This is a genomic window from Kitasatospora griseola, from assembly GCF_044999035.1.
Classification (GTDB): Bacteria; Actinomycetota; Actinomycetes; order Streptomycetales; family Streptomycetaceae; genus Kitasatospora; species Kitasatospora griseola.
Genome location: NZ_CP173360.1, coordinates 5,089,411 through 5,109,733, shown reverse-complemented (window position 1 = coordinate 5,109,733; position 20,323 = coordinate 5,089,411). Strand labels below are relative to the sequence as shown.

Genomic DNA, 20,323 nt, shown 5'->3' with positions numbered 1-20,323 from the left:
CCGCCCGGCCGCGCATCCTGGCACCCCGTTCGACCCGCAGGCAAGGAAAATCTCGGTATGCCGCGAAGCGCGGTCCGCAGACCGCCTGCCGAGGGCCCGCCCCGGCCGCGGCCGGAACGGGCCCTGACGGTTGATCAGGCCAGAACGCCCAGGTCCTTCGGGGTGCCGACGCCCTTGAACGTCACCAGGTGACGGCCGGGGGTGACCGCGTAGAGGTCCGCCTGGCCGTCGCCGTCCAGGTCGCCCGAGCTGCCCAGGGTCGGATAGTCCGCCACCGGGAAGCTGCCGATCACGGTGCCATCGGCGGGGTCCGCGAGCCCCGAGAAGTCGTAGCTGCCGTCGGCGAGCTTCGGCACGGCGTGCGCCCGCAGGACGCCGGTGGACTGCTCGCGGGACCACAGCGCCAGGTTGCCGTTCGCGTCCGGACCGGGGGCGATCAGGTCGTAGCCGTCCCACAGGCCCGTGGTGGTCAGCCGGGTGGAGCCGCCGGACCGCGAGGGGTCGTGCTGCAGCCACAGGTTGCCCTGCTCGACGTCCAGCAGCGTGATGCTCTCCGGGTTCTGGACGTCCACCGAGCCGAACGCCACCAGCTGCTGGACGGCCTTGTAGGTGGTGCTGTGATCGGCCGGGCAGGTGGTCGGCTCCATGGCGAGGTCGACGCAGGACTTGGAGTGGCCGACCAGCGACGGCGTCCGGACGCCGAGCGGCAGCGCGCCCTGGTTGACGTACTGGTAGAGGTAGCCGTTGTTGCCGGGGGCGGCGTTGCGGACGTAGATCGTGTCGGCGGGCGCACCGCCGCCGCTCCAGCCCTTGTGGACGATCTGCAGCCCGCTCCAGCTGCCGCCCCAGGGCGAGCGCGCGGCGGGCACCACGGTGGTCGGGGCGGTGCTGCCCGCAGCGCCGCCGATCACCAGCAGGTTGCCCTGCGAGTCGGGCAGCAGGATGTCCGGGACGCCGTCGTTGTCGACGTCGCCGAGCGCCTTCGGCGGGTTCGGGTTCCACGGCACGTAGAAGGTGTAGGGCAGCGGCTGGGTGGGATTGCCCGCGTGGTCGAACGCCTGCACCTGGAGGTTGTGGGTGCCCCACCCGGCCGGGGTGAGGGTGACGCTCGCGGTGCCGTCCGCACCGGGGACGACGACGCCCGGGCCGGGGGTGCAGCCGCTGGTCGTGCTCAGGGTGCCGTCCAGCACGTAGCGGAAGCAGGCCAGGCCGGAGCCGCCGTCGGCGCCGGAGAGGGTGAACACGCCCGGCTGGCCCGCGTACTTGGAACTGCCGCTGTTCGTGAAGTCGTCGGAGTGCACGCCGAGGCCGGTCGGCGGGGTGCGGTCGACGCCGAACCGGCAGGTCACGCCGGGCGTACCGGGGCCCGACGGGTACTCCGGCCGCACCTGCCAGCTGTAGCCGGCGCCCTCGGCCAGGTCGGCGATGGAGGTCTGCACCTCGCCGATGGGGTTGGCCGTGGCGGTGGTGTCGAGGACCTTCGCCCCGTTCGCGTCCCACAGCTCGAAGCGGGCGGCAGGGGCGTCGGTGGTCGCGAACAGCACCGGGCCCGGGTAGCTGACGGTGACCCAGCCGGGCGTGCCGGTGGCGCTGCAGCCGTCGGTGTAGGCGTCGGCCAGGTAGGTGCCCGGGCGGACGGTCGGGCCGGTGATCCCGGGGCCGGGATCGGCCCGGGCGGCGGGCGCGGCGAACAGCCCCGCGGCGAGAACGGTGGTGGCGCACGCGGCGAGCAGCCGCGGCGGGACGGCACGGGACATCGGAAATCCCCCCAGAAAACGATGCGCGGGCGATCGATCGATCGCCCGGCCGCGCATCCTGGCAGCCCCGGGATCCGCCCGCAAGGGTGCCTTCGGCGCTACTCCGCGGCGGCCGTCCGGCGCAGGGCGCGCAGGCCTCGGACGCCGAGTGCACCGATGGCGAGGCCGAGCAGCAGCGAGGTGACGGCGAGCAGCAGGTGGACCCAGAAGAAGGCGGTCGGCTGCGAGTGGTCGCCGTTCACGAACGCCTGGCCGCCGGAGTCCTTCCACAGGTTCTTGGCGAAGGTCGTCCAGATGAAGACCGACCAGACACCGAAGGCGGTGAGGAACCAGGAGACCGGGCGGCTGAGCTTCATGACGGGGTCCTTCGCGGCAGACGGGTGGCCCGTCCAGTATGCGCGGCCCGCCGAACGGAGCAGCGGGCGGTACTCGTTCGTGGCGTCGGTCGGCGACTTCGACGGCTGGGCGGCGGGGCGCGGGTTAGCTTCCGGGAATGCAGACAGTCCGCCGGATCGTCCTCGGTTCGTCCGCTGCCGCCCTGGTCCTGCTCCCGGTCGGCCCGCCGGCCGTCGCGGCGGTCCCCGGCGACGCCCCGCCGCCCCCCGTGGTCGGCGGCGACCGGCTGGGCGCGGCGGGCGTGCAGGTCGCACCGGGCCCGGGGGCTCCGCCGCTGCCGTCCGACCTGACCGGGAAGTCCTGGGTGGTCGCGGACGCGGACACCGGCCAGGTGCTGGCCGCGTTCAACGCGCACACCCGGCTGCCGCCCGCGTCCACCCTGAAGATGCTGTTCGCGGACACCGTGCTGCCCCGCTTCCCGGCCGACGAGGTGCACCGGGTGGGCTGGACGGAACTGCAGGGCATGGGTGCGGGCAGCAGCCTGGTCGGCATCAAGGAGGACCTGGACTACAAGGTCGAGGACCTGTGGCGCGGAGTGTTCCTGTCCTCCGGCAACGACGCGGTGCACGTGCTGGCCAACATGAACGGCGGGGTCGCGAAGACCGTCGTCGACATGCAGGCCCGCGCCGACCAGCTGCAGGCCCGCGACACCCACGTGGTCAGCCCGGACGGCTACGACATGGACGGGCAGGTCACCTCGGCGTACGACCTGACCCTGTTCGCCCGGGCCGGGCTGCGCAACGAGGAGTTCCGCGGCTACTGCAGCACCCGCTGGGCGCAGTTCCCCGGCGCGGTCGACAAGAGCGGGCAGCGCGGCAGCTTCGGCATCGCCAACACCGACCGGCTGCTCGGCAAGTACCCGGGGCTGATCGGCGTGAAGAACGGTTACACCACCAACGCGGGCGCGACCTACACCGGCGCCGCCGTCCAGGGCGGCCGCACCATGCTGGTCACCGTGATGCACCCGGCCAGCAGCCCGAAGGTCTACGACGAGGCGGCGGCACTGCTGGACTGGGGCTTCGCCGCGGCCGGCAAGGTCGCCCCGGTCGGCGCGCTGGCCGAGGACCTGGCGCCCGCCGGGAGACCGGCCCAGCCGATCACCGAGGCCCCGTCACCACCACCGGCGGCCGCCCCCTCCCCTCCCCCGCGGCAGCCTGCCACCCTCCACCCCCAACCGGTGACCGCGGCCCACGCCGCGGCCGACGGCCCGAGCGCGGCCACCTGGTCCGCGGTCGGCCTCTGCGCTGCGGTGGCCGCGGCCGGGATGCTGCGACTGCGCGCGCTGCGACGCCAGGCCGAGCGTCGAGCGCAGGCTCAGGGGCGCGAGGAACTGCGCGCCCGGCCGAGAACCCGTCGGCCGGACCGCGACGCAGGACCATGAGTCGCCCCCCCCCGAAGGCGCCCCGTCAGACCGCTCCGCGGCCCGCCCGGAGGGCCCGTCGCACCGCGCGGGTCGCGACCGGCGGCAGGACGTCGAGGGCGACGCGGCGGACGAGGGAGCGGGTCGGGGCGGCGCCGCTGGAGGCGCGGACGGCGAATTCGTGGCGGCCCGAGGGGTCGTCCCAGGCGAGGCGGTGGCAGGTCTGTCCGGCGAAGTGCTCCTCGTCGAGCCGGAAGCCGTCGCCGCGCCAGTCGCGGGCGAGCAGGTCGGCGCGGACGGCGTCGGCGTCGCCCCAGGTGCCGTAGAACTTCTCGGGGGTGAGCAGGACGGGCTTCAGGCCGAGCGTGAAGACCGCTTCCCAGACGGCGGCGGACACGCCGGGGGTGTGCGGGGCGCGGTAGTCGTCGAGGGCGACGACGCCGTTCCCGGCGAGTGCGTCCCGGGCCACCCGGATGTCGCCCGCGACGTGCTCGTACAGGTGCGAGGCGTCGATGTGGACGAAGCGACAGCTGTCGGTGGGGATCCGGCCGTCGGCGAGCACCGAGGTGGGGGCCTGGACGATCACCGGCAGTTCGGGGTGGAAGGCCAGGTAGTTGATCTCGAAGGCGCGCCGGGTGAGGGTGGAGCGGTAGGACATGGTCATCTCGGCGGAGTTGTCGCCGTCGGGCGCGTCCGCGTCGAAGAGGTCACAGACGGTGAAGGTCTCCCCGGGGTGCAGGTGGTTGCCCAGCAGGATCGCCGAGCGGCCCAGGTAGGCGCCCATCTCCAGCAGGTCTCCGGTGACGCCGGCGGCGGTCTGCCGGGTGAGCAGCCAGCCGAAGACCTCCCGGTCGACGCGGAAGAACCAGCCGGGGACGTCGTCGGGGGTGGCGGGGGCGGTCGGAGCGGCGGTGGTGTCGGTGAGGGACACACGGTCTCCAGGGGGAGGCGGCCGGGCGGGGGACGCGCCGGCGGGACGGTCGGCCGTGGGGTGCGGCCGCACTGGGATGTGACGCGGATCATAGATCAGCCGTCCGAATGGTGGACAGAGGGTGAACACGGCGATTCTCCGGCGGCGGCGAGCGCGGCCTCGGCCTGCCGGACGGCGCGTCGGCGGGCCGCCTCGGGGTCGGCCAGAGCCGTCCAGGCCGCGCAGTACATCAGCAGTCTGGACACGAAGTTGATCCACAGCAGCAGGGCGACGGGCACCCCGAACGCGCCGTAGACGCTGCGGCCGGCGACCGAGCCCAGGTAGGAGGAGAGCGCCAGCTTGAGCAGCTCGAAGCCGACCGCGCCGATCAGCGCGCCCTGCAGCAGGGCGCTGCGGCGCTGGCCGGCGATCCGCGGGAACGGACCGAGCAGGTACCCGAAAAGCAGCAGGCCGGCGCCGACGGCGATGAGGAAACCGAGGCCGGACAGCAACCAGCGGCCGGCTCCGCCGTCCAGGCCCAGCCAGTCGGCGAGCCGGTGCGCGAGCGTGGTGGCGAACGCGGACGCGGCCAGCGAGGCCAGGCAGACCACGCCCAGTCCGAACAGCACCACGGCATCCCGGATTTTCACCTGAAAGAGGTTCCCGCCGTCGTCGGGCAGTCGCCACACGCTGCGCACCGCGCCGCGCATGGTGTCGACCCAGCCGAGGCCGGAGACCAGCAGCAGGGCGCCGGAGACCAGTCCGACGGTGCCGGCGTTGGCGACCATCGCGTTCAGGTCGAGCGAGTCGGACAGGCCGGGCAGCTGTTCGGCGATCCGGTCCTGGACTTGACGCACCCGGGAGTCGGAGAGCGTGGCCAGGGCGACCGCCAGGGCCACGGTGAGCAGCGGGAACAGCGCCAGGAACCCGAAGAAGGTGACCGCCCCGGCCAGCCGGTTGCCCTGCACGTCGGCGAACAGCCGGTACACCAGGTACGGGCGGCTGCGCAGCACCCGGGCCACCAGTGGTCCGATCAGCGGCAGCCCGGTGAGGAAGTCCATCCTCCGCTGTATACCGGGCGGGCCGTGCCACGTCCGGGTGACGCGCCGTCGGCCGGGCGGCGGCAGGTCGGACCGGGCGGCGGACGGCGCGGCGGGCTCAGCGGCGGACGGCGCGGCGGGCCCTGGCCAGCACCCGCAGGCTCTGGAAGCCCAGGTAGCTGCCGCGGCCGAGCAGTTCGCCGCGCACGCCCTCCGGTCCGGCGGGCGGCCGGTAGCCGGCCGGGCGGTGCCGGGAGCAGTGCTCGGCGGCCCGGCGGAAGAACTCGCGGCGGTCGGCGGCCGGGACGCGTCCGGGCTTGGTGACCACGGTGGCCAGGTGGCCGAGCATCATCCGGTAGATGACCGGCCGCCAGCGGTCCAGGTCGGGGCGGGCGTCGAGGAAGGCGAACACCCGGTCGTACTGCTCGAAGACGTCGAAGTGCTTGCGGGAGGCGGTGGCGAGGATGTTGCCGCCCTCGCGGCGCTGCCGGTAGTGCACGCCGACCTGGTCGAGCAGGGTGATGGACTCGGCGGCGAGCAGCGCCGGGTACGTCCAGGGGGTGTCCTCGTAGTACCCGGGCGGGAAGGTCAGGCCCTGCTGCTGGACGAACGCACGGCGGTAGGCCTTGTTCCACACCACCTGGAGCAGGTCGAGCAGGTCGCGGCGCTCGTCGAGGGTGAAGGCGTCCGCGCCGGGCCTGGCGAACACCGGGGCGGAGGCGGAGCGCACCACGCGGCCGTCCCAGTAGCTGCGGGCGTAGTCGTACACCAGCAGGTCGGGGTCGCCGGTGGCGCGCAGCCGGGCGTCGGTGGCGGCCAGCAGGTCGGGGGTGAGGGTGTCGTCGCTGTCCAGGAACAGCAGGTAGTCGCCGGTGGCGAGTTCCAGGCCGGCGTTGCGGGCCAGGCCCAGGCCGACATTCTGCTCCAGGTGACGGACCGTCACCCGGCCGTCCCGGGCGGCCGCTTCGTCGAGGATCGCGCCGCAACCGTCGGGCGAGCGGTCGTCGACGGCGATCAGTTCGAAGTCGGTGAAGGTCTGGGAGAGCACGGACTCCAGGCAGGCGGGGAGGTACTCCTCGACCGCGTGGACGGGCACGATCACGCTGAACCGCGGCATCTCTTCACCCTCCTGAGCTGGCCTGGTCAGGCGCAGACTAGCAAGCCCGGAGAGGTAGAATCGCGGCCGGTGCCGGTCCGGGTTCGACACATATGCCTGGCCCACCCGGCCGAACTTCCTGAGGAAAGGCTCTGCGCTCCCGATGGCCCCCCGTCTGTCCGTTGTCGTCCCGATCTACAACGTCGAGCGCTATCTGGAGGAGTGCCTGGACTCCATCGCCGCGCAGACCTTCGACGACCTCGAGTGCGTCATGGTCGACGACGGCTCGAAGGACTCCAGTGCCGCCATCGCCGCGGCCTACGCCACGAAGGATTCGCGTTTCCGGCTGGTCCAGCAGGTGAACAAGGGCCTGGGGGCGGCCCGCAACACCGGCTACCGGCACATCTCCGAGGGCACCGAGTTCCTCGCGTTCGTCGACAGCGACGACACCCTGCCGCCGTCCGCGTACGAGCTGATGATCAGCACGCTGGACGAGACCGGCTCCGACTTCTGCACCGGCAACGTGCTGCGGTTCCGCGCCATCGGCCACTACCAGTCGGGCGGCCACCGCAAGCCGTTCGCGGCGACCCGGCTGCGCACCCACATCACCGAGATCCCGGCGCTGGTCACCGACCGCACCGCGTGGAACAAGGTGTACCGCCGCTCGTTCTTCGACCAGGCGGGCGTGCTCTACCCCGAGGGCATCCTGTACGAGGACGCCCCGGTCAGCGTGCCGCACCACTACCTGGCCCGCCGGGTCGACGTGCTCGCCGAGCCGATCTACCACTGGCGCGAGCGGGAGGTCGGCGAGATGTCGATCACCCAGATGAAGACCAACCCGAAGGGCGTCGTCGACCGGGTCAAGTCGATGGAGCTGGTCCGCGACTGGCTGGGCGCCCAGAGCGACCCGAAGTTCCGCAAGTACCTGCGCGCCTACGACGAGAACAACCTCGTCGAGGAGATCCCGATGTTCTTCGGATCGGTGCTGCAGGGCGACCCGGAGTACAACGCCGCCTACCTGGAGTCGGCCGGCCGCCTGCTGCGCGCCATCGGCCCGGAGCAGGTCCGCAAGCTGCGCGCCCCGCTGCGGCTCAAGTACCACCTGACCCTGCAGGGCCGGCTCGACGAGCTGATCGAGCAGCTGATCTTCGAGAAGGACAGCAACGGCGCCGCCCCGACCCGCGGCCTGCTCCGCCCGTACGCCGACTACCCGTTCCTGCGCGGCGGGCGCAAGAGCGTCCCGGCGGACGTGCTGCGGCTGAGCAACGCCCTGGTGATGCGCTCCCGGCTGTACGAGGCCCGCTGGGACGACGGCAAGCTGCAGCTGACCGGGCACGCCTTCCCGGAGCACCTGGGCGCCGAGAACAAGCACGACATGGTCAAGGCGCTGATCCTGCGCGAGGCCAAGGGCCGCCGCGTGGTGGCCGTGCAGACCCGGACGGAGTTCAGCCCGGAGGCCACCGCCAGCTCCCCGCACGACCTGTACAGCTGCGACTGGGCAGGCTTCTCCGCCACCATCGACCCGCAGCGGCTCAAGCACCGCGGCGAGTGGAAGGACGGCTCCTGGCGGGTGCTGGTGGCCGGCGCCGGCAGGGGCGGCGTGTACAAGGGCCGGGTGTCGGTCGGCTGGCACGACCGCGCCGAGTTCGCGCCCGTGCACTGGGTCGAGGACGACGTCCGGGTGGTGCCCTGGCAGCGCGACAACCACCTGCTGCTGCGGGTGGAGCGGGTGCGCGCCCGCGCCGTGTCGGCGACCGCCGACGGCGGCGTCGTCGAGCTGCGCGGCCTGGTCCGCTCCGGCAGCGACCTGGCCGGCGCGGAACTGCGCCTGCAGCACGTCGAGTCCGAGCGCGACGTGTACGCGCCGCTGGAGCTGGGCGTCCCGGCCGGCCGCGACCTGCCGTTCACCGCGCGGATCCGGGTCGCCGACCTGACCGCCGTCCGGGAGGCCTGGAACGCCCTCGACCCGGCCGCCGAGCAGCGCACCCGCGACCGCTGGGACCTGGAGCTCAAGCTCGTCGACGGCAGCGCGCTGCCGGTCGTCCTGGACGACCGCACCGCCCCGGTCGAGCTGCACATGCCGCTGGCCGGCGACACCCGCGCGCTGTACGCCAAGCCCTCCCCCAGCGGCTACCTGCAGCTGTGCGACCAGGTGCTGCAGCCGGTCGTCGAGGAGATCGCCCGGGCCAAGGACGGCGAGGGCTTCGTGCTCAGCGGCTCCTTCCCGCTGCCCGGCGCCCACCACTACGAGCTGGTGATCCGGCACCGCAAGCGCCGCGAGGAGCACGCCTTCCCGGTGGAGATCGCCGACGGCCGGTTCCGGGCCGCGCTGCCCGCCGTGCCGACCGCGACCTTCGCCGGCCGCGTCCCGCTGCACAAGGGCTCCTGGACGGTGCTGTTCCGTCCGGTCGGCGCCGCCTTCGACAGCGAGTGGCCGGCCGCGGTGCTCGCCGCGTCGACCTTCGACACGCTGCCGCTGGAGGTGCAGGCCCGCGGCAAGCGCGTCGCGCTGGAGCGCCGCCTGTTCGACAGCCTGTCGCTGGATGCCCGCGACGCACTGTCCCCGGCCGAGCGCAGCGGCTACCGGCAGCGGCAGCTGCGGCACTCGTTCCCCGAGCTGCAGCGCCGCCCGCTCACCGACACCGTGCTCTACCACACCGTCCGCGAGGACTGGTGGGCCGCGGACGGCGGCCTGTACACCGACTCGCCGCGCGCCGTGCACGAGGAGCTGGTCCGCCGCGGCCTGCCGCTGCGCCACCTGTGGACGTCCGTCGACCTGCAGGCCGAGCTGCCGCAGACCGCCGAGTGCGTCCGGCACCACTCGCCCGAGTGGTTCGAGGCGCTGGCCACCGCCAAGTACATCGTCACCTCGACCCACCTGCCGACGTACTTCCGCCGCCGCCCCGGCCAGGTCGTCCTGCAGACCTGGCAGGGCACCCCGCTGAAGCGGGTCGGCACCGACTTCGAGAAGGTCTGGTTCACCGACGCCGACTACCTGGAGCACCTCAAGAAGGAGGTGCCGCAGTGGAGCCTGCTGGTGGCGGGCAGCCGCTGGGCCGCGCCGGTGCTGCGTCGCGCCTTCGAGTTCGAGGGGAAGGTGCTGGAGAGCGGCTACCCGCGCAACGACGTGCTGTTCGCCGCCGACCGGGAGAAGACCGCCGAGCGGGTCCGCGAGCAGCTCGGCCTGCCCGAGGGCAAGCAGGTGGTGCTGTACGCGCCGACCTTCCGTGAGGACCGGCGGCTGCCCGACGGCGGCTACCAGCTCAACCTGCAGCTCGACCTGGCCGCGGCCCGCGCCGCGCTCGGCGAGGACCAGGTCCTGCTGGTGCGCGGCCACGAGGTGGTCCGGGCCCGGATCCCGGAGGCCGGCAACGGCTACGTCTGGGACGTCAGCACCTACCCCGACATGGCGGAGCTGCTGCTGGTCGCGGACGTGCTGGTGACGGACTACTCCGCCGCCGTGTTCGACTTCATGAACACCGGCCGTCCGGTGCTGTTCTTCACCTACGACCTGGAGCACTACCGCGACAACCTGCGCGGTTTCAGCCTGGACCTGCAGGCCAAGGCCCCGGGTCCGCTGCTGGCCACCTCGGCCGAGGTGGTCGCCGCGCTCGGCGACCTGCCGAAGGTCACCGCCGAGTACGCCGACAAGTACGCGGCGTTCCGCGAGGCGTACTGCGACCTGGACGACGGCGGGGCCGCCGCCCGGGTGGCGGACGCGCTGCTCGCCGAGGGCGAGTGAGCGGGGAAACAACCCCAGGAAAAGCGAATATCGTATGTAACTAACTCAATTCCCTCCCTTTTTGAAAAAAGGGAGGGAATTGACTTTTACCGACGTTTTGCACTGGGATACCGGAATGTCCCACCTGCTACGGCGCCCCACCGCCGACCGGCCCCCGCACCCCGCCGAACCGGTCGCCGGCGCGGCGCTGCGCCGCGCCTTCTGGGAGGGCGGCGAACTCGTCCTGATCGGCGAGGGCCGGCTCCTCGACGCACCCGGCGAACGCCCCGGGCAGACCCGCATCGTGCTGGAACTGCACCCCGTCGACGGCAGCCGCCGCCCGCTGCGGCTGCGCACCGTCCCGTGCTACCTGCCGGAGGCCACCGACGACAGCGCGCAGACCCGGCACAACCTCGACTGGACCGGGTTCACCGCCCGCCTCGACCCGGCACTGCTGCACGCCCCCGCGCTGCGCTCCGTCACCGGCTGGCGGGTCGAGGCGGTCGTCGGCTGCGGCCCGCGCCGGGCCCGCGCCCCGCTCGCCGCGTACTGGTGCGGCAGCGGCGAGTACCCGCCCGCCGGCTGGACCGGCCCGGCGCTCCAACTGGTGCCGACCGTCGAGGACGGCGCGCTGCACCTGACGGTGCGTCCGGTCCGCGCCCGGGTCGACTCCTGCCGCTCCCGCCCCGACGGCTTCGAACTGCGCGGCACCGCCGCCGCCCCCGGCGGCGCCCTGGTGCTGCGGCACCGCACCACCGGCGCCGTCGTGGAGAGCCTGGTGCACTGGCAGGGCGAGGAGTTCACCGCCGCCGTCGGCACCGTCCCGCGCCTCGCCGAGGGCCACTGGGAGCCCGCGCTGACCCTGCCCGACGGCGACGCCCCGCTCGTCCTGCGCCACCCGCCCACCGGCGCCTGCCAGCTGCCGCTGCCCGCCGACCGGGTGCTGTACGCCAAGCGACTCTCCGACGACCGGCTGCAGTTCTGCGTCCAGCCGGCCGAACCGCTGGTCGACCGGATCACCCCCGCCGACGGCGGCTTCGACCTGGCCGGCGAGTTCCCCGGCGGCCTGGACGCCCCGCTGGAGCTGGTGCTGCGGCACTGCGGCGACGGCCGCGAACGGCGCGCGGCCGTCCACCCCGCCGACGGCGACCGCTTCACCGTCCGGCTGCCGCTCACCCCCGACGGGCCCGACGGCGTGCCCCGCCCGCTCGGCAAGGGCGTCTGGGAGGCCATGCTGTGCCCCGCCGGCCCCGACGACCGTCCCGGCCACCCGCTGCGGCTGCACCCCGCCGCGCTGGCGCAGCTCCCGGCCCGCGCCCGCTTGGGCGACAAGTCCTTCCTGCTGCAACGCCGTTGGCACGACACCCTGATCGTGGACAGCCTCCCGGTGCTGGCCGCCCTGGAGCGCAGCGCGCTGCGCCAGCACCGGCTGCGCACCGAGAGCTACCCGGCCGCCCGCCGCCGCCCGCTGCGCGACGCCGTGCTGTACGACGTCTTCGGCGGCCGCGGCTACGCCTGCAACCCGCGCGCCGTGCACGCCGAACTCGCCCGCCGGCAGCTCCCGTTGGAGCACCTGTGGGTGATCGAGGACGGCCAGGAGCAGCCGCCCGGGCCGGTCCGCGCGATCCGCCAGTGGAGCCCCGAGTGGTACGAGGCGCTCGCCACCTGCCGCTACCTGGTCGGCAACACGCACTTCCCGGAGTTCCTGCGCCGCCGCGACGGCCAGGTGGTGGTGCAGCTGTGGCACGGCACCCCGCTGAAGCGGATCGGGCACCGCATGCCGGAGAACCGCACCATCGCCGACGGCTACCTGGAGCGGCTGGACCGCGAGGTGCCGCAGTGGAGCCTGCTGCTGTCGCCCAGCCCGTTCGCCACTCCGGAGCTGGTCGCCTCCTTCGGCCACCGCGGCGAGGTCCTGGAGGGCGGCTACCCGCGCAACGACCGGCTGGCCCGCCCCGACCCGGACGAGGTGGCCGCCGTCCGCCGCCGGCTGCGGGTGCCGCCCGGCCGCCGGGTGGTGCTGTACGCGCCGACCTGGCGGGACGACCGGCGCGGCGCCGGCGACCGCTTCGAGGTCGACCTGCACCTCGACCTGGCCGCCGCCCGGGCCGCCCTCGGCCACGACCACGTGCTGCTGCTGCGCCCGCACGTGCACTGCGTCGGCGCGCTGCCGGACGACGACTTCGTCCGCGACGTCGCCGACTACCCGGACGTCCAGGACCTGCTGCTGGTCGCCGACGTGCTGGTCACCGACTACTCCTCGGTGATGTTCGACTTCGCGGTGACCGGCCGCCCGATGCTGTTCTTCACCTACGACCTGGAGCACTACCGCGACCGGCTGCGCGGCTTCACCTTCGACTTCGAGCGGCACGCCCCCGGCCCGCTGCTGACCGGCTCCGAGCAGGTGGTGGCCGCGCTACGCGACCTCGACCCGGCCCGGTACCGGGAGAACTACCGCGCGTTCCGCGAGCGGTTCTGCCCGCTGGACGACGGCGGGGCGGCCGCCCGGCTGGTCGACCGGATGCTCGCCCTCGGCACGGTCGGCTGAGCCGGCCCGCCGCTCGTAGGGGCCGGGCACCGGGAAGTACGCGGCCAGGAACGCGGCCATCGCCCGGTCCTGCTCCTCCGCGGGGCTGCCGTCGCCGGCCCCGTCGGCCAGGCAGAACACCGGCAGGTCGCGTTCGTCGAGCAGCCGGGCCAGCCGGGCCCGGTCCTCGGCGCGGTCCACCGCCAGGTACCCGTGGCGGAGGGTTCCGTCGACGGCGGCACCGCGCAGCTGCGCGTGGTACAGCGCCAGGGTGATCGGCGCGACGTCGGCGGCGGAGCGGAACGCGGAGCGGCCGGTGGCCTCCAGCTCGGGCCGCCAGCGCCGTTCGGCGTCCTCCAGCAGGCTGCGCCGCAGCGCGTACGGGACGTGCGCGAGCACCCGGGTGATGACCCGGCCGTGGTCGCGTTCCAGGGCCCGCCGGGTGTTCTGCTGGGCGGACGTGTAGACGTCGGCGGAGCCGGCCCCGGCGGACGGCGGGACGATCCGGGTGTCGCGGAAGACCTTCGGCTGTCCGTTGCCGAGGAAGAAGTCCTCGGGGCGGACCGGCCCGCCGAGGAACATGTCGTCGTTGAAGTACAGGAAGTGCTCGGCCAGGCCGGGGATCCGGTGCAGGCCGGTCTCGATCGCGTGCGAGTTGAACACCGGTCCGCCGTCCAGCAGCCGACGGTGCGACACCAGGGTGGGGCCGGGGGCGGACGGGTCCAGCCAGGACGGCGTCTGGTCGTCGGTGACGAGGAAGATCCGCCGGATCCAGGGGGCGTACATGGCGATCGAGCGCAGGCAGTGCCGCAGTTCGTCGCGATCGCGGTAGCGGTGGTCGCCGTCGTCGTGGGCGGGGCCGTCGGCGGCGGTCCGCGATTCGCCGGACAGCCGGGCGCGGGCGGCGTCGCGGCGGGCCCGCCAGGCGGGGTCGCGGTCGTCGACCCAGGTGATCACAGCGTCCACCGGGAAGCGGACGTCCTCCGGCAGGGCGTGCAGGAACGGCTCCGCGACGGGGTAGTCGCGGTCGCCGACCCGGACCGTGCCGGCCGCCTCCAGTGAGGGCAGCCACCAGCCGAACGGGGTCTGGTCGATCGCGGCGACGGCGCCGTGCGCCGACCCGTCGGTGTCCCAGAACTCCAGGTCGCAGCCGTGGTCCTCGCCGTAGTACAGGGTGCGGCTGCCGGTCACCACCGGCCGGTACAGGCGCACGCCCTTGACCCGCTCGGGCAGCTCGACGGGCTCCGCCGGTTCGGCGGCGTCCTCGGCGTCCGCCACGGCCTCGACGGGCGGCGGCAGTTCGTGCTCCGCGACGGCGGGCGGCAGCTCCTCGGCGAGCACGGTGCTGTGCACGGTGCCGTGGCCGAGCAGCGCGGCGTACACGGGGGCGCCGCGGAAGGCGTCGGCGAGGGCGGTCAGCGCCCGGTCCCGGCCGCCGGGGGGAACGGCCAGCCGGTGGCGGGTGCCGCGGTCGGGGATCAGCAGGTGGGGCACGCCGGCGGCGTCCAAAGCCGCGGCGGCGGCGGCGAGGTTGGCCTCGCGGGCCCGGGGGGCGAGCAGGTCGTCGCGGAGCTCGGCCAGCCGGTCGCGGTGCCGCACCAGGCGGCGGTCGGCGGCCAGCAGCTCGTCCTCGCGGACCCGCCGCGGATCCACCGGCGGGGCCGGGACGGCGGCGGGCACGGGCGGCGGCAGCACGCCCAGCCGACGGAGCACCCGGCCGGCGAAACGCCGTGCAACTGTCCGCACCGACCGCTTGCCAGCCATTGTTCTCCCGCCGCGCGATGACTCGTTTCGACGGTAACAACGACGAAAGGCAAGGTGAAGGAATGGCAAAGAACTCCCAGACAACTCCAGGAATCCCCGGGCGGAACCCTCAGGCTCGGCCGAACGCGTAGCTGTGCCAGGGCCGCCAGACGGCGTCCGCCCCGAACGTCGAGAGCACGAACTCGGTGACCTCGAACGCCGCGCGGAAGCCCCGGGCCTGCTCCTGGGCCTCGTCCAGGACCGGGTCGGTCAGGCCGTGCGCGACGGTGACGTGCGGGTGGTACGGGAAGGCGAGTTCGCGGGCCAGCGGACCGGACCGGACCTCGGCCTCCAGCTCGCGGCACTCCTGGGCGCCCTCCTCGACCCGGACGAAGACCACCGGCGACACCGGGCGGAACGTCCCGCTGCCCTGCAGCAGCATCCGGAACGGGCGCTGCGCGGCCGCCACCGCCCGCAGGTGCTCCTCGATGCCGGGCAGCAGGGCGGCCCGGGTCTCGGTGGGCGGCAGCAGCGTGACGTGGGTGGGTATCGCCCGGGCCTGCGGGTCGCCGTGGCCGGCCCGGGCGTCCTGCACCTGGCTGCCGTACGGTTCCGGGACGTGTATGGACACGCCGATGGTGACGGTCTCGTCGAGACCGTCACCATCGGGGGCGGCAGCCGTCGGCATCAGCGCTTCGGCGCCAGGAAGCCGACCCGGTCGTACACCTCGGCGAGCGTCTCGGACGCCACCGCGCGGGCCTTCTCGGCGCCCAGCGCCAGCACCCGGTCGAGCTCGGCCGGGTCGTCCAGGTACTCCTGGGTCCGGGTCTGGAACGGGGTCACCCAGTCGGTGAACAGCTCGGCCAGTTCGGTCTTCAGGGCGCCGTACATCTTGCCGTCGAAGTGCGCGACCAGCTGCTCGATGCTCATCCCGCTGAGCGCGGAGTGGATCCGCAGCAGGTTGGAGACGCCGGGCTTGTTCGCCTCGTCGTAGGTGACCACGGTGTCGGTGTCGGTGACGGCGCTCTTGAACTTCTTGGCGCTGGTCTTCGGCGGGTCGAGCAGGCTGATCAGGCCCTTGTCGCTGGCCGCGGACTTGCTCATCTTCGCCGTCGGGTCCTGCAGGTCCTGGATCTTGGCGGTGGCCTTCAGGATGTACGGCTCGGGGACGGTGAAGGTCTTGCCGTAGCGGGTGTTGAAGCGCTCCGCGAGGTCGCGGGTGAGCTCCAGGTGCTGGCGCTGGTCCTCACCGACCGGGACGGTCTGGGTCTGGTAGAGCAGGACGTCGGCGACCATCAGCACGGGGTAGGTGAACAGGCCGACGGTGGTGCGGTCGGCGCCCTGCTTGAGGGACTTGTCCTTGAACTGCGTCATCCGGGAGGCCTCGCCGAAGCCGGTGAAGCAGTTCATCACCCAGGCCAGCTGCGCGTGCTCGGACACGTGCGACTGCACGAACAGGGTGCAGCGCTCCGGGTCCAGGCCGGCGCCGAGCAGCTGCGCGACGGAGACCCGGGTGTTCTGCCGCAGCGTCGCCGGGTCCTGCTCGACGGTGATCGCGTGCAGGTCGACGACCATGTAGAAGGCGTCGTTGGCCTCCTGCATGTCGACCCACTGGCGCACCGCGCCGAGGTAGTTGCCCAGGTGGAAGGAGCCTGAGGTGGGCTGGATGCCCGAGAGCACCCGAGGACGGTCCTTCACCGGACCGGTGACCGCTGCGTTGACCATGCGCCCATTCTTCCAGTTCCCCCGACCGCTCAGGAAACGTCCTGCGCACCCGGGTTCGGCAGTGTGACGGCACTCACCCGCAGCCGCTCGATCCGCCGCCCGTCGAGCCGGGCCACGGTGATCCGGGCACCGGACTCGGTGAGCACCTGGTCGCCCTTCTGCGGCAGCCGGCCGAGCTCGCGCACCACGAAGCCGGCGACCGTCTCGTACGGGCCCTCGGGCAGCGTGAAGCCGGTCTCCTCGGCGAAGTCGGCGAGGTTCAGCAGGCCGTCGAGCTCGACGCCGCCGCCCGCCAGCCGGCGGGTCGCGGTGGTGTCCTGGGCGTCGTACTCGTCGCGGATCTCGCCGACCACCTCCTCGACCAGGTCCTCCAGCGTGACGATGCCCGCGGTGCCGCCGTACTCGTCGACCACGATGGCCAGGTGGTGGCCCTCGCGGCGCATCTCGCTCATCGCCTCCAGCACCCGCTTGGTGGCGGGCAGCAGCTTCACCGGGCGGGCCAGGTCACGGACCCGGGCGGCCTCCTCGCCGCGCACCCCGTACAGGTCGCGGACGTGCACGAAACCGGTGACGGCGTCGTAGGAGCCCTCCACCACCGGGTAGCGGGAGTGCGGCGAGGAGTCGGTCTCGGCCCGGACCTCGCGCACCAGCCGGTCGGCGTCCAGGAACGTCACCTCGGTGCGCGGCACCATCACCTCGCGCAGCTGGCGCTCCCCCGCCGCGAACACCTCGTTGATCAACTCGCGTTCGTCCGAGCCGAGTTCGGTGTTCGCCGCGACCAGCCCGCGGAGCTCCTCCGGGCTCATCACCCCGCGCCCGGCGGACGGGTCGCCGCCCAGCAGGCGCACCATCAGGTTGGTCGAGTGGCCGAGCAGCCAGATCACCGGGCGCAGCGCCACCGACATCACGTCGACCACCGGGGCGGCCAGCAGCGCGATCGACTCGGCCCGCTGCAGGCCGATCCGCTTGGGCGTCAACTCGCCCAGCACCAGCGACGCGTAGGAGATCACCAGGGTCAGCCCGACCAGCGCCACCGCGTCCGCGACGCCGTCCGACAGCCCCGCCTCCACGAACACGGGCGCCAGCTTGCCGGCCAGCGTGTCCGCGCCGAACGCCGCCGACAGGAAGCCCATGCACGTCACCCCGACCTGCACGGCGGCCAGGAACCGGTTCGGATCGGCCGCCAGGTGCGCCGCCCGGGCGGCCCGCCGCGAACCGACCGACTCCAGGGTGCGGATCTGCCCCTCGCGCAACGAGATCAGCGCGATCTCGGCGACGTTGAACAACCCGCCCAGCATGATGAACACCAGGACGAGCGCGGCGTCCTGCAGGGTTTCGCTCACGGCCCGAGTGTAGGAGAACGGCCGGGCGCCCCGTGGGCACCCGGCCGTTCACTTCACTCGCGGCGGAGCGGCGCTCAGATGAGGCCGAGCTCCTTGACCGCGTCGCGCTCCTCGGCGAGCTCGCCGACCGAGGCGTCGATCCGCTTGCGGTCGAACTCGGAGAGGTCCAGGCCCTGGACGATCTCGAACTTGCCGTCCTTGGTGGTGACCGGGAACGAGGAGATCAGGCCCTCCGGCACGCCGTACGAGCCGTCGGAGACGATGCCCATCGAGGTCCAGTCGCCGGCCGGGGTGCCGTTGACCCAGGTGTGGACGTGGTCGATGGCGGCGTTGGCGGCCGAGGCGGCCGAGGACGCGCCACGGACCTCGATGATCTCGGCGCCGCGCTTGGCGACCTTCGGGATGAAGAAGTTCTCGACCCACGCCTGGTCGGCGCCGACGGCGTCGAAGGCGGCCTTGCCGGCGATCTCCGCGTGGAACAGGTCCGGGTACTGGGAGGCGGAGTGGTTGCCCCAGATGGTGACCTTCTTGACGTCCTCGACCGTCACGCCGGCCTTCTTCGCCAGCTGGGCGACGGCGCGGTTGTGGTCCAGGCGGGTCATCGCGGTGAAGCGCTCGGCCGGCACGTCCGGGGCGTTGCGCTGGGCGATCAGGGCGTTGGTGTTGGCCGGGTTGCCGACCACCAGGACCTTGATGTCGTCCGCGGCGTTGTCGTTGATCGCCTTGCCCTGCGGACCGAAGATGCCGCCGTTGGCGGACAGCAGGTCGCCGCGCTCCATGCCCGCGGTACGCGGACGGGCGCCGACCAGCAGCGCCACGTTGGCGCCGTCGAACGCCACGTTCGCCTGGTCCGTGATGGTGATGTCGCGCAGCAGCGGGAACGCGCAGTCGTCCAGCTCCATCGCGACACCCTCGGCGGCCTTCACGCCCTGCGGGATCTCCAGCAGGCGCAGGTTCACCGGCACGTCGGCACCCAGCAGGTGACCGGAGGCGATGCGGAAGAGCAGCGCGTAGCCGATCTGGCCGGCCGCTCCGGTAACGGTGACGTTGACGGGGGTGCGAGTCATATCTACCTTCTCCAGCAAATCGCCAGGCGCCCCAGGCACATCGGCGCACTGGAGCCGAGGATGATCTCTCGATGTCGAGAGACCCGGCTCAGGTTATCGCAGGGTCACAACCGGGTGCGAAACCAGGGAGCGCGCAACGAGGGGGCGCGGGTGACTGCGCGAAGCGGGAGGGGAGCGTCAGCAGGATCGCGACGCGGGACAGTGACCTGCCCGTGGTCGCGACCTTGCTGACAGCCACTCGTCCGATCAGTGCACGGGGTGCCCGATCAACCGGCCGATGTTGTCGAGCATCGGCACGTTCAGCCACGGGTGGGGCTGCGCCACCAGGGTGAGCAGCACGATCACCCCGCCGAGGACGAACATCAGGGTGACGTCGGTGAACCGGCTGCGGACGGCGAGCATGCCGACGTCGGGCAGGCCGAGTCGCAGCAGTGCTCCGAGCAGGGGTGCGACGCCGACGGCGAGCAGGCCGAGCCGGAAGTTGCCGGCCCAGGTGGTGAGCAGGCCGAGGGCGGCGACGGCGAGCACCAGGGTGATCGGCCACTGCCGGAGCGGGAGGGTGTGGCCGCGGCCGAGTGCCGCCCGGGAACCCTCCGGGGGGAGGGTTCCTTCCGTGGTGAGGGGTCGGCGGCGGGCGCGCTTCATGACGCCGGGCACCGGTCTCAGACGCCGGCGCGGCGCTCGGCCGCCTCGACGATGTTGTTGAGGAGCATCGCGCGGGTCATCGGGCCGACGCCGCCGGGGTTGGGAGAGATCCAGGCGGCGACCTCGGCGACGCCGGGGTGCACGTCGCCGACGATCTTGCCCTCGCTGCGGGAGACGCCGACGTCCAGCACGGCCGCGCCGGGCTTGACGTCCTCGGGCTTGACCAGGTGCGGGACGCCCGCGGCGGCGACCACGATGTCGGCCTTGCGCAGGTGGAAGGCGAGGTCGCGGGTGCCGGTGTGGCACAGCGTCACGGTGGCGTTCTCGCTGCGGCGGGTGAGCAGCAGGCCGATGGAGCGGCCGACGGTGATGCCGCGGCCGACGACCACGACCTCGGCGCCGTCGATGGCGACGTCGTGGCGGCGGAGCAGCTCGACGATGCCGAGCGGGGTGCAGGGCAGCGGGCCGTCGATGCCGAGGACGAGGCGGCCGAGCGAGGTCGGGTGCAGGCCGTCGGCGTCCTTGTCGGGGTCCATGAGTTCGAGCACGCGGTTCTGGTCCAGGCCCTTGGGGAGCGGCAGCTGGACGATGTAGCCGGTGCAGGCCGGGTCGGCGTTGAGCTCGCGGACGACGTTCTCGACGTCCTCCTGGGTGGCGGTGGCGGGGAGCTCGCGCTGGATGGAGGCGATGCCGATCTCCGCGCAGTCGCGGTGCTTGCCGTTGACGTACCACCGGCTGCCCGGGTCGTCGCCGACCAGGACGGTGCCGAGGCCGGGGACGATGCCCCGTTCCTTGAGGGCCGCCACGCGGACGGCGAGTTCGGACTTGATCGCGGCCGCGGTGGCCTTGCCATCGAGAATCTGGGCAGTCATGTCTCCATTCTTCCGGATCCGGGGTCCGCGACGTGCCGCCGGGCGGGGTCCGCGTCCCGGCCGGGCGGGTCCTGTACGGAGCGTCCCGGGCGGCCACGGAGCGTGCCGGGGGATTGCGGTT

General features: G+C 73.2%; 14 protein-coding genes and 1 pseudogene. 3 read left to right on the top strand and 12 right to left on the bottom strand.

Features of this window, described 5'->3' with window-relative positions; all coding sequences use genetic code 11:
* Positions 1-134: 134 nt before the first annotated feature.
* The gene (locus ACI1MP_RS23280) at positions 135-1,757 is read right to left on the bottom strand and encodes a hypothetical protein (protein ID WP_404869391.1); all 1,623 of its coding nucleotides are present in this window, start codon (positions 1,755-1,757) and stop codon (positions 135-137) included.
* A 98-nt stretch (positions 1,758-1,855) separates the two neighbouring features.
* Complete coding sequence (locus ACI1MP_RS23275; protein WP_100587245.1) at positions 1,856-2,113, bottom strand: SCO4848 family membrane protein; 258 nt, start codon at positions 2,111-2,113, stop codon at positions 1,856-1,858.
* Positions 2,114-2,250: 137 nt separating this feature from the next.
* Between ACI1MP_RS23275 and ACI1MP_RS23270 the strand changes: the two genes are divergently transcribed.
* Positions 2,251-3,534, top strand: coding sequence for a D-alanyl-D-alanine carboxypeptidase (locus tag ACI1MP_RS23270; protein WP_404869390.1), 1,284 nt, complete (start codon positions 2,251-2,253; stop codon positions 3,532-3,534).
* 25 nt (positions 3,535-3,559) lie between these two features.
* Here ACI1MP_RS23270 and ACI1MP_RS23265 read toward each other — a convergent pair whose 3' ends face one another.
* The 3 genes from ACI1MP_RS23265 to ACI1MP_RS23255 form a co-directional block, all read right to left on the bottom strand.
* The gene (locus ACI1MP_RS23265) at positions 3,560-4,444 is read right to left on the bottom strand and encodes a class I SAM-dependent methyltransferase (protein WP_404869389.1); all 885 of its coding nucleotides are present in this window, start codon (positions 4,442-4,444) and stop codon (positions 3,560-3,562) included.
* A 95-nt stretch (positions 4,445-4,539) separates the two neighbouring features.
* Positions 4,540-5,484 carry a YihY/virulence factor BrkB family protein gene (locus tag ACI1MP_RS23260; RefSeq protein ID WP_404869388.1) on the bottom strand — a complete coding sequence of 315 codons (945 nt, stop codon included), beginning with the start codon at positions 5,482-5,484 and terminating at the stop codon, positions 4,540-4,542.
* A gap of 97 nt (positions 5,485-5,581) precedes the next feature.
* Positions 5,582-6,580 (bottom strand): glycosyltransferase family 2 protein, encoded by a 999-nt coding sequence (locus tag ACI1MP_RS23255; protein ID WP_380334688.1) that lies wholly within the window; start codon positions 6,578-6,580, stop codon positions 5,582-5,584.
* Between the two features lie 142 nt (positions 6,581-6,722).
* Here ACI1MP_RS23255 and ACI1MP_RS23250 point away from each other — a divergent pair, with 142 nt between their 5' ends.
* Together ACI1MP_RS23250 and ACI1MP_RS23245 are read left to right on the top strand one after the other, a co-directional pair.
* Entirely contained in the window at positions 6,723-10,301 is a 3,579-nt protein-coding gene (locus ACI1MP_RS23250) for a CDP-glycerol glycerophosphotransferase family protein (protein WP_380334686.1), read from the top strand.
* Between the two features lie 115 nt (positions 10,302-10,416).
* On the top strand, positions 10,417-12,828 hold the full coding sequence (locus ACI1MP_RS23245) for a CDP-glycerol glycerophosphotransferase family protein (protein ID WP_380334684.1): 2,412 nt from the start codon (positions 10,417-10,419) through the stop codon (positions 12,826-12,828).
* A 48-nt stretch (positions 12,829-12,876) separates the two neighbouring features.
* Here the strand turns inward: ACI1MP_RS23245 and ACI1MP_RS23240 are convergent.
* The 7 genes and pseudogenes from ACI1MP_RS23240 to ACI1MP_RS23210 form a co-directional block, all read right to left on the bottom strand.
* A pseudogene (locus ACI1MP_RS23240) lies at positions 12,877-14,571 on the bottom strand (stealth conserved region 3 domain-containing protein); the annotation flags it as partial.
* A 109-nt stretch (positions 14,572-14,680) separates the two neighbouring features.
* The gene (locus ACI1MP_RS23235) at positions 14,681-15,238 is read right to left on the bottom strand and encodes a 2'-5' RNA ligase family protein (RefSeq protein ID WP_404869387.1); all 558 of its coding nucleotides are present in this window, start codon (positions 15,236-15,238) and stop codon (positions 14,681-14,683) included.
* Positions 15,238-16,275, bottom strand: a complete 1,038-nt coding sequence (gene trpS / locus ACI1MP_RS23230) for a tryptophan--tRNA ligase (protein WP_404869386.1) — start codon at positions 16,273-16,275, stop codon at positions 15,238-15,240. Before trpS ends, ACI1MP_RS23235 begins: the two co-directional genes overlap by 1 nt.
* Before the next feature lie 29 nt (positions 16,276-16,304).
* Positions 16,305-17,618 carry a hemolysin family protein gene (locus tag ACI1MP_RS23225; RefSeq protein WP_380334678.1) on the bottom strand — a complete coding sequence of 438 codons (1,314 nt, stop codon included), beginning with the start codon at positions 17,616-17,618 and terminating at the stop codon, positions 16,305-16,307.
* 74 nt (positions 17,619-17,692) lie between these two features.
* Positions 17,693-18,685: a malate dehydrogenase gene (locus ACI1MP_RS23220; RefSeq protein WP_043914437.1), complete on the bottom strand. Its 993-nt coding sequence runs from the start codon at positions 18,683-18,685 to the stop codon at positions 17,693-17,695.
* Between the two features lie 246 nt (positions 18,686-18,931).
* On the bottom strand, positions 18,932-19,330 hold the full coding sequence (locus ACI1MP_RS23215) for a DUF3017 domain-containing protein (RefSeq protein ID WP_043914439.1): 399 nt from the start codon (positions 19,328-19,330) through the stop codon (positions 18,932-18,934).
* Positions 19,331-19,347: 17 nt separating this feature from the next.
* Positions 19,348-20,202, bottom strand: a complete 855-nt coding sequence (locus tag ACI1MP_RS23210; protein WP_100587235.1) for a bifunctional methylenetetrahydrofolate dehydrogenase/methenyltetrahydrofolate cyclohydrolase — start codon at positions 20,200-20,202, stop codon at positions 19,348-19,350.
* Positions 20,203-20,323 lie beyond the last annotated feature (121 nt).

What these genes read in the sequence shown, in the direction of transcription:
- ACI1MP_RS23280 (WP_404869391.1), bottom strand. Translation starts at nt 1,757, where the DNA reads ATGTCCCGTGCCGTCCCGCCGCGGCTGCTCGCCGCGTGCGCCACCACC.
- ACI1MP_RS23275 (WP_100587245.1), bottom strand. Translation starts at nt 2,113, where the DNA reads ATGAAGCTCAGCCGCCCGGTCTCCTGGTTCCTCACCGCCTTCGGTGTC.
- ACI1MP_RS23270 (WP_404869390.1), top strand. Translation starts at nt 2,251, where the DNA reads ATGCAGACAGTCCGCCGGATCGTCCTCGGTTCGTCCGCTGCCGCCCTG.
- ACI1MP_RS23260 (WP_404869388.1), bottom strand. Translation starts at nt 5,484, where the DNA reads ATGGACTTCCTCACCGGGCTGCCGCTGATCGGACCACTGGTGGCCCGG.
- ACI1MP_RS23255 (WP_380334688.1), bottom strand. Translation starts at nt 6,580, where the DNA reads ATGCCGCGGTTCAGCGTGATCGTGCCCGTCCACGCGGTCGAGGAGTAC.
- ACI1MP_RS23250 (WP_380334686.1), top strand. Translation starts at nt 6,723, where the DNA reads ATGGCCCCCCGTCTGTCCGTTGTCGTCCCGATCTACAACGTCGAGCGC.
- ACI1MP_RS23245 (WP_380334684.1), top strand. Translation starts at nt 10,417, where the DNA reads ATGTCCCACCTGCTACGGCGCCCCACCGCCGACCGGCCCCCGCACCCC.
- ACI1MP_RS23235 (WP_404869387.1), bottom strand. Translation starts at nt 15,238, where the DNA reads ATGCCGACGGCTGCCGCCCCCGATGGTGACGGTCTCGACGAGACCGTC.
- trpS (WP_404869386.1), bottom strand. Translation starts at nt 16,275, where the DNA reads ATGGTCAACGCAGCGGTCACCGGTCCGGTGAAGGACCGTCCTCGGGTG.
- ACI1MP_RS23220 (WP_043914437.1), bottom strand. Translation starts at nt 18,685, where the DNA reads ATGACTCGCACCCCCGTCAACGTCACCGTTACCGGAGCGGCCGGCCAG.
- ACI1MP_RS23215 (WP_043914439.1), bottom strand. Translation starts at nt 19,330, where the DNA reads ATGAAGCGCGCCCGCCGCCGACCCCTCACCACGGAAGGAACCCTCCCC.
- ACI1MP_RS23210 (WP_100587235.1), bottom strand. Translation starts at nt 20,202, where the DNA reads ATGACTGCCCAGATTCTCGATGGCAAGGCCACCGCGGCCGCGATCAAG.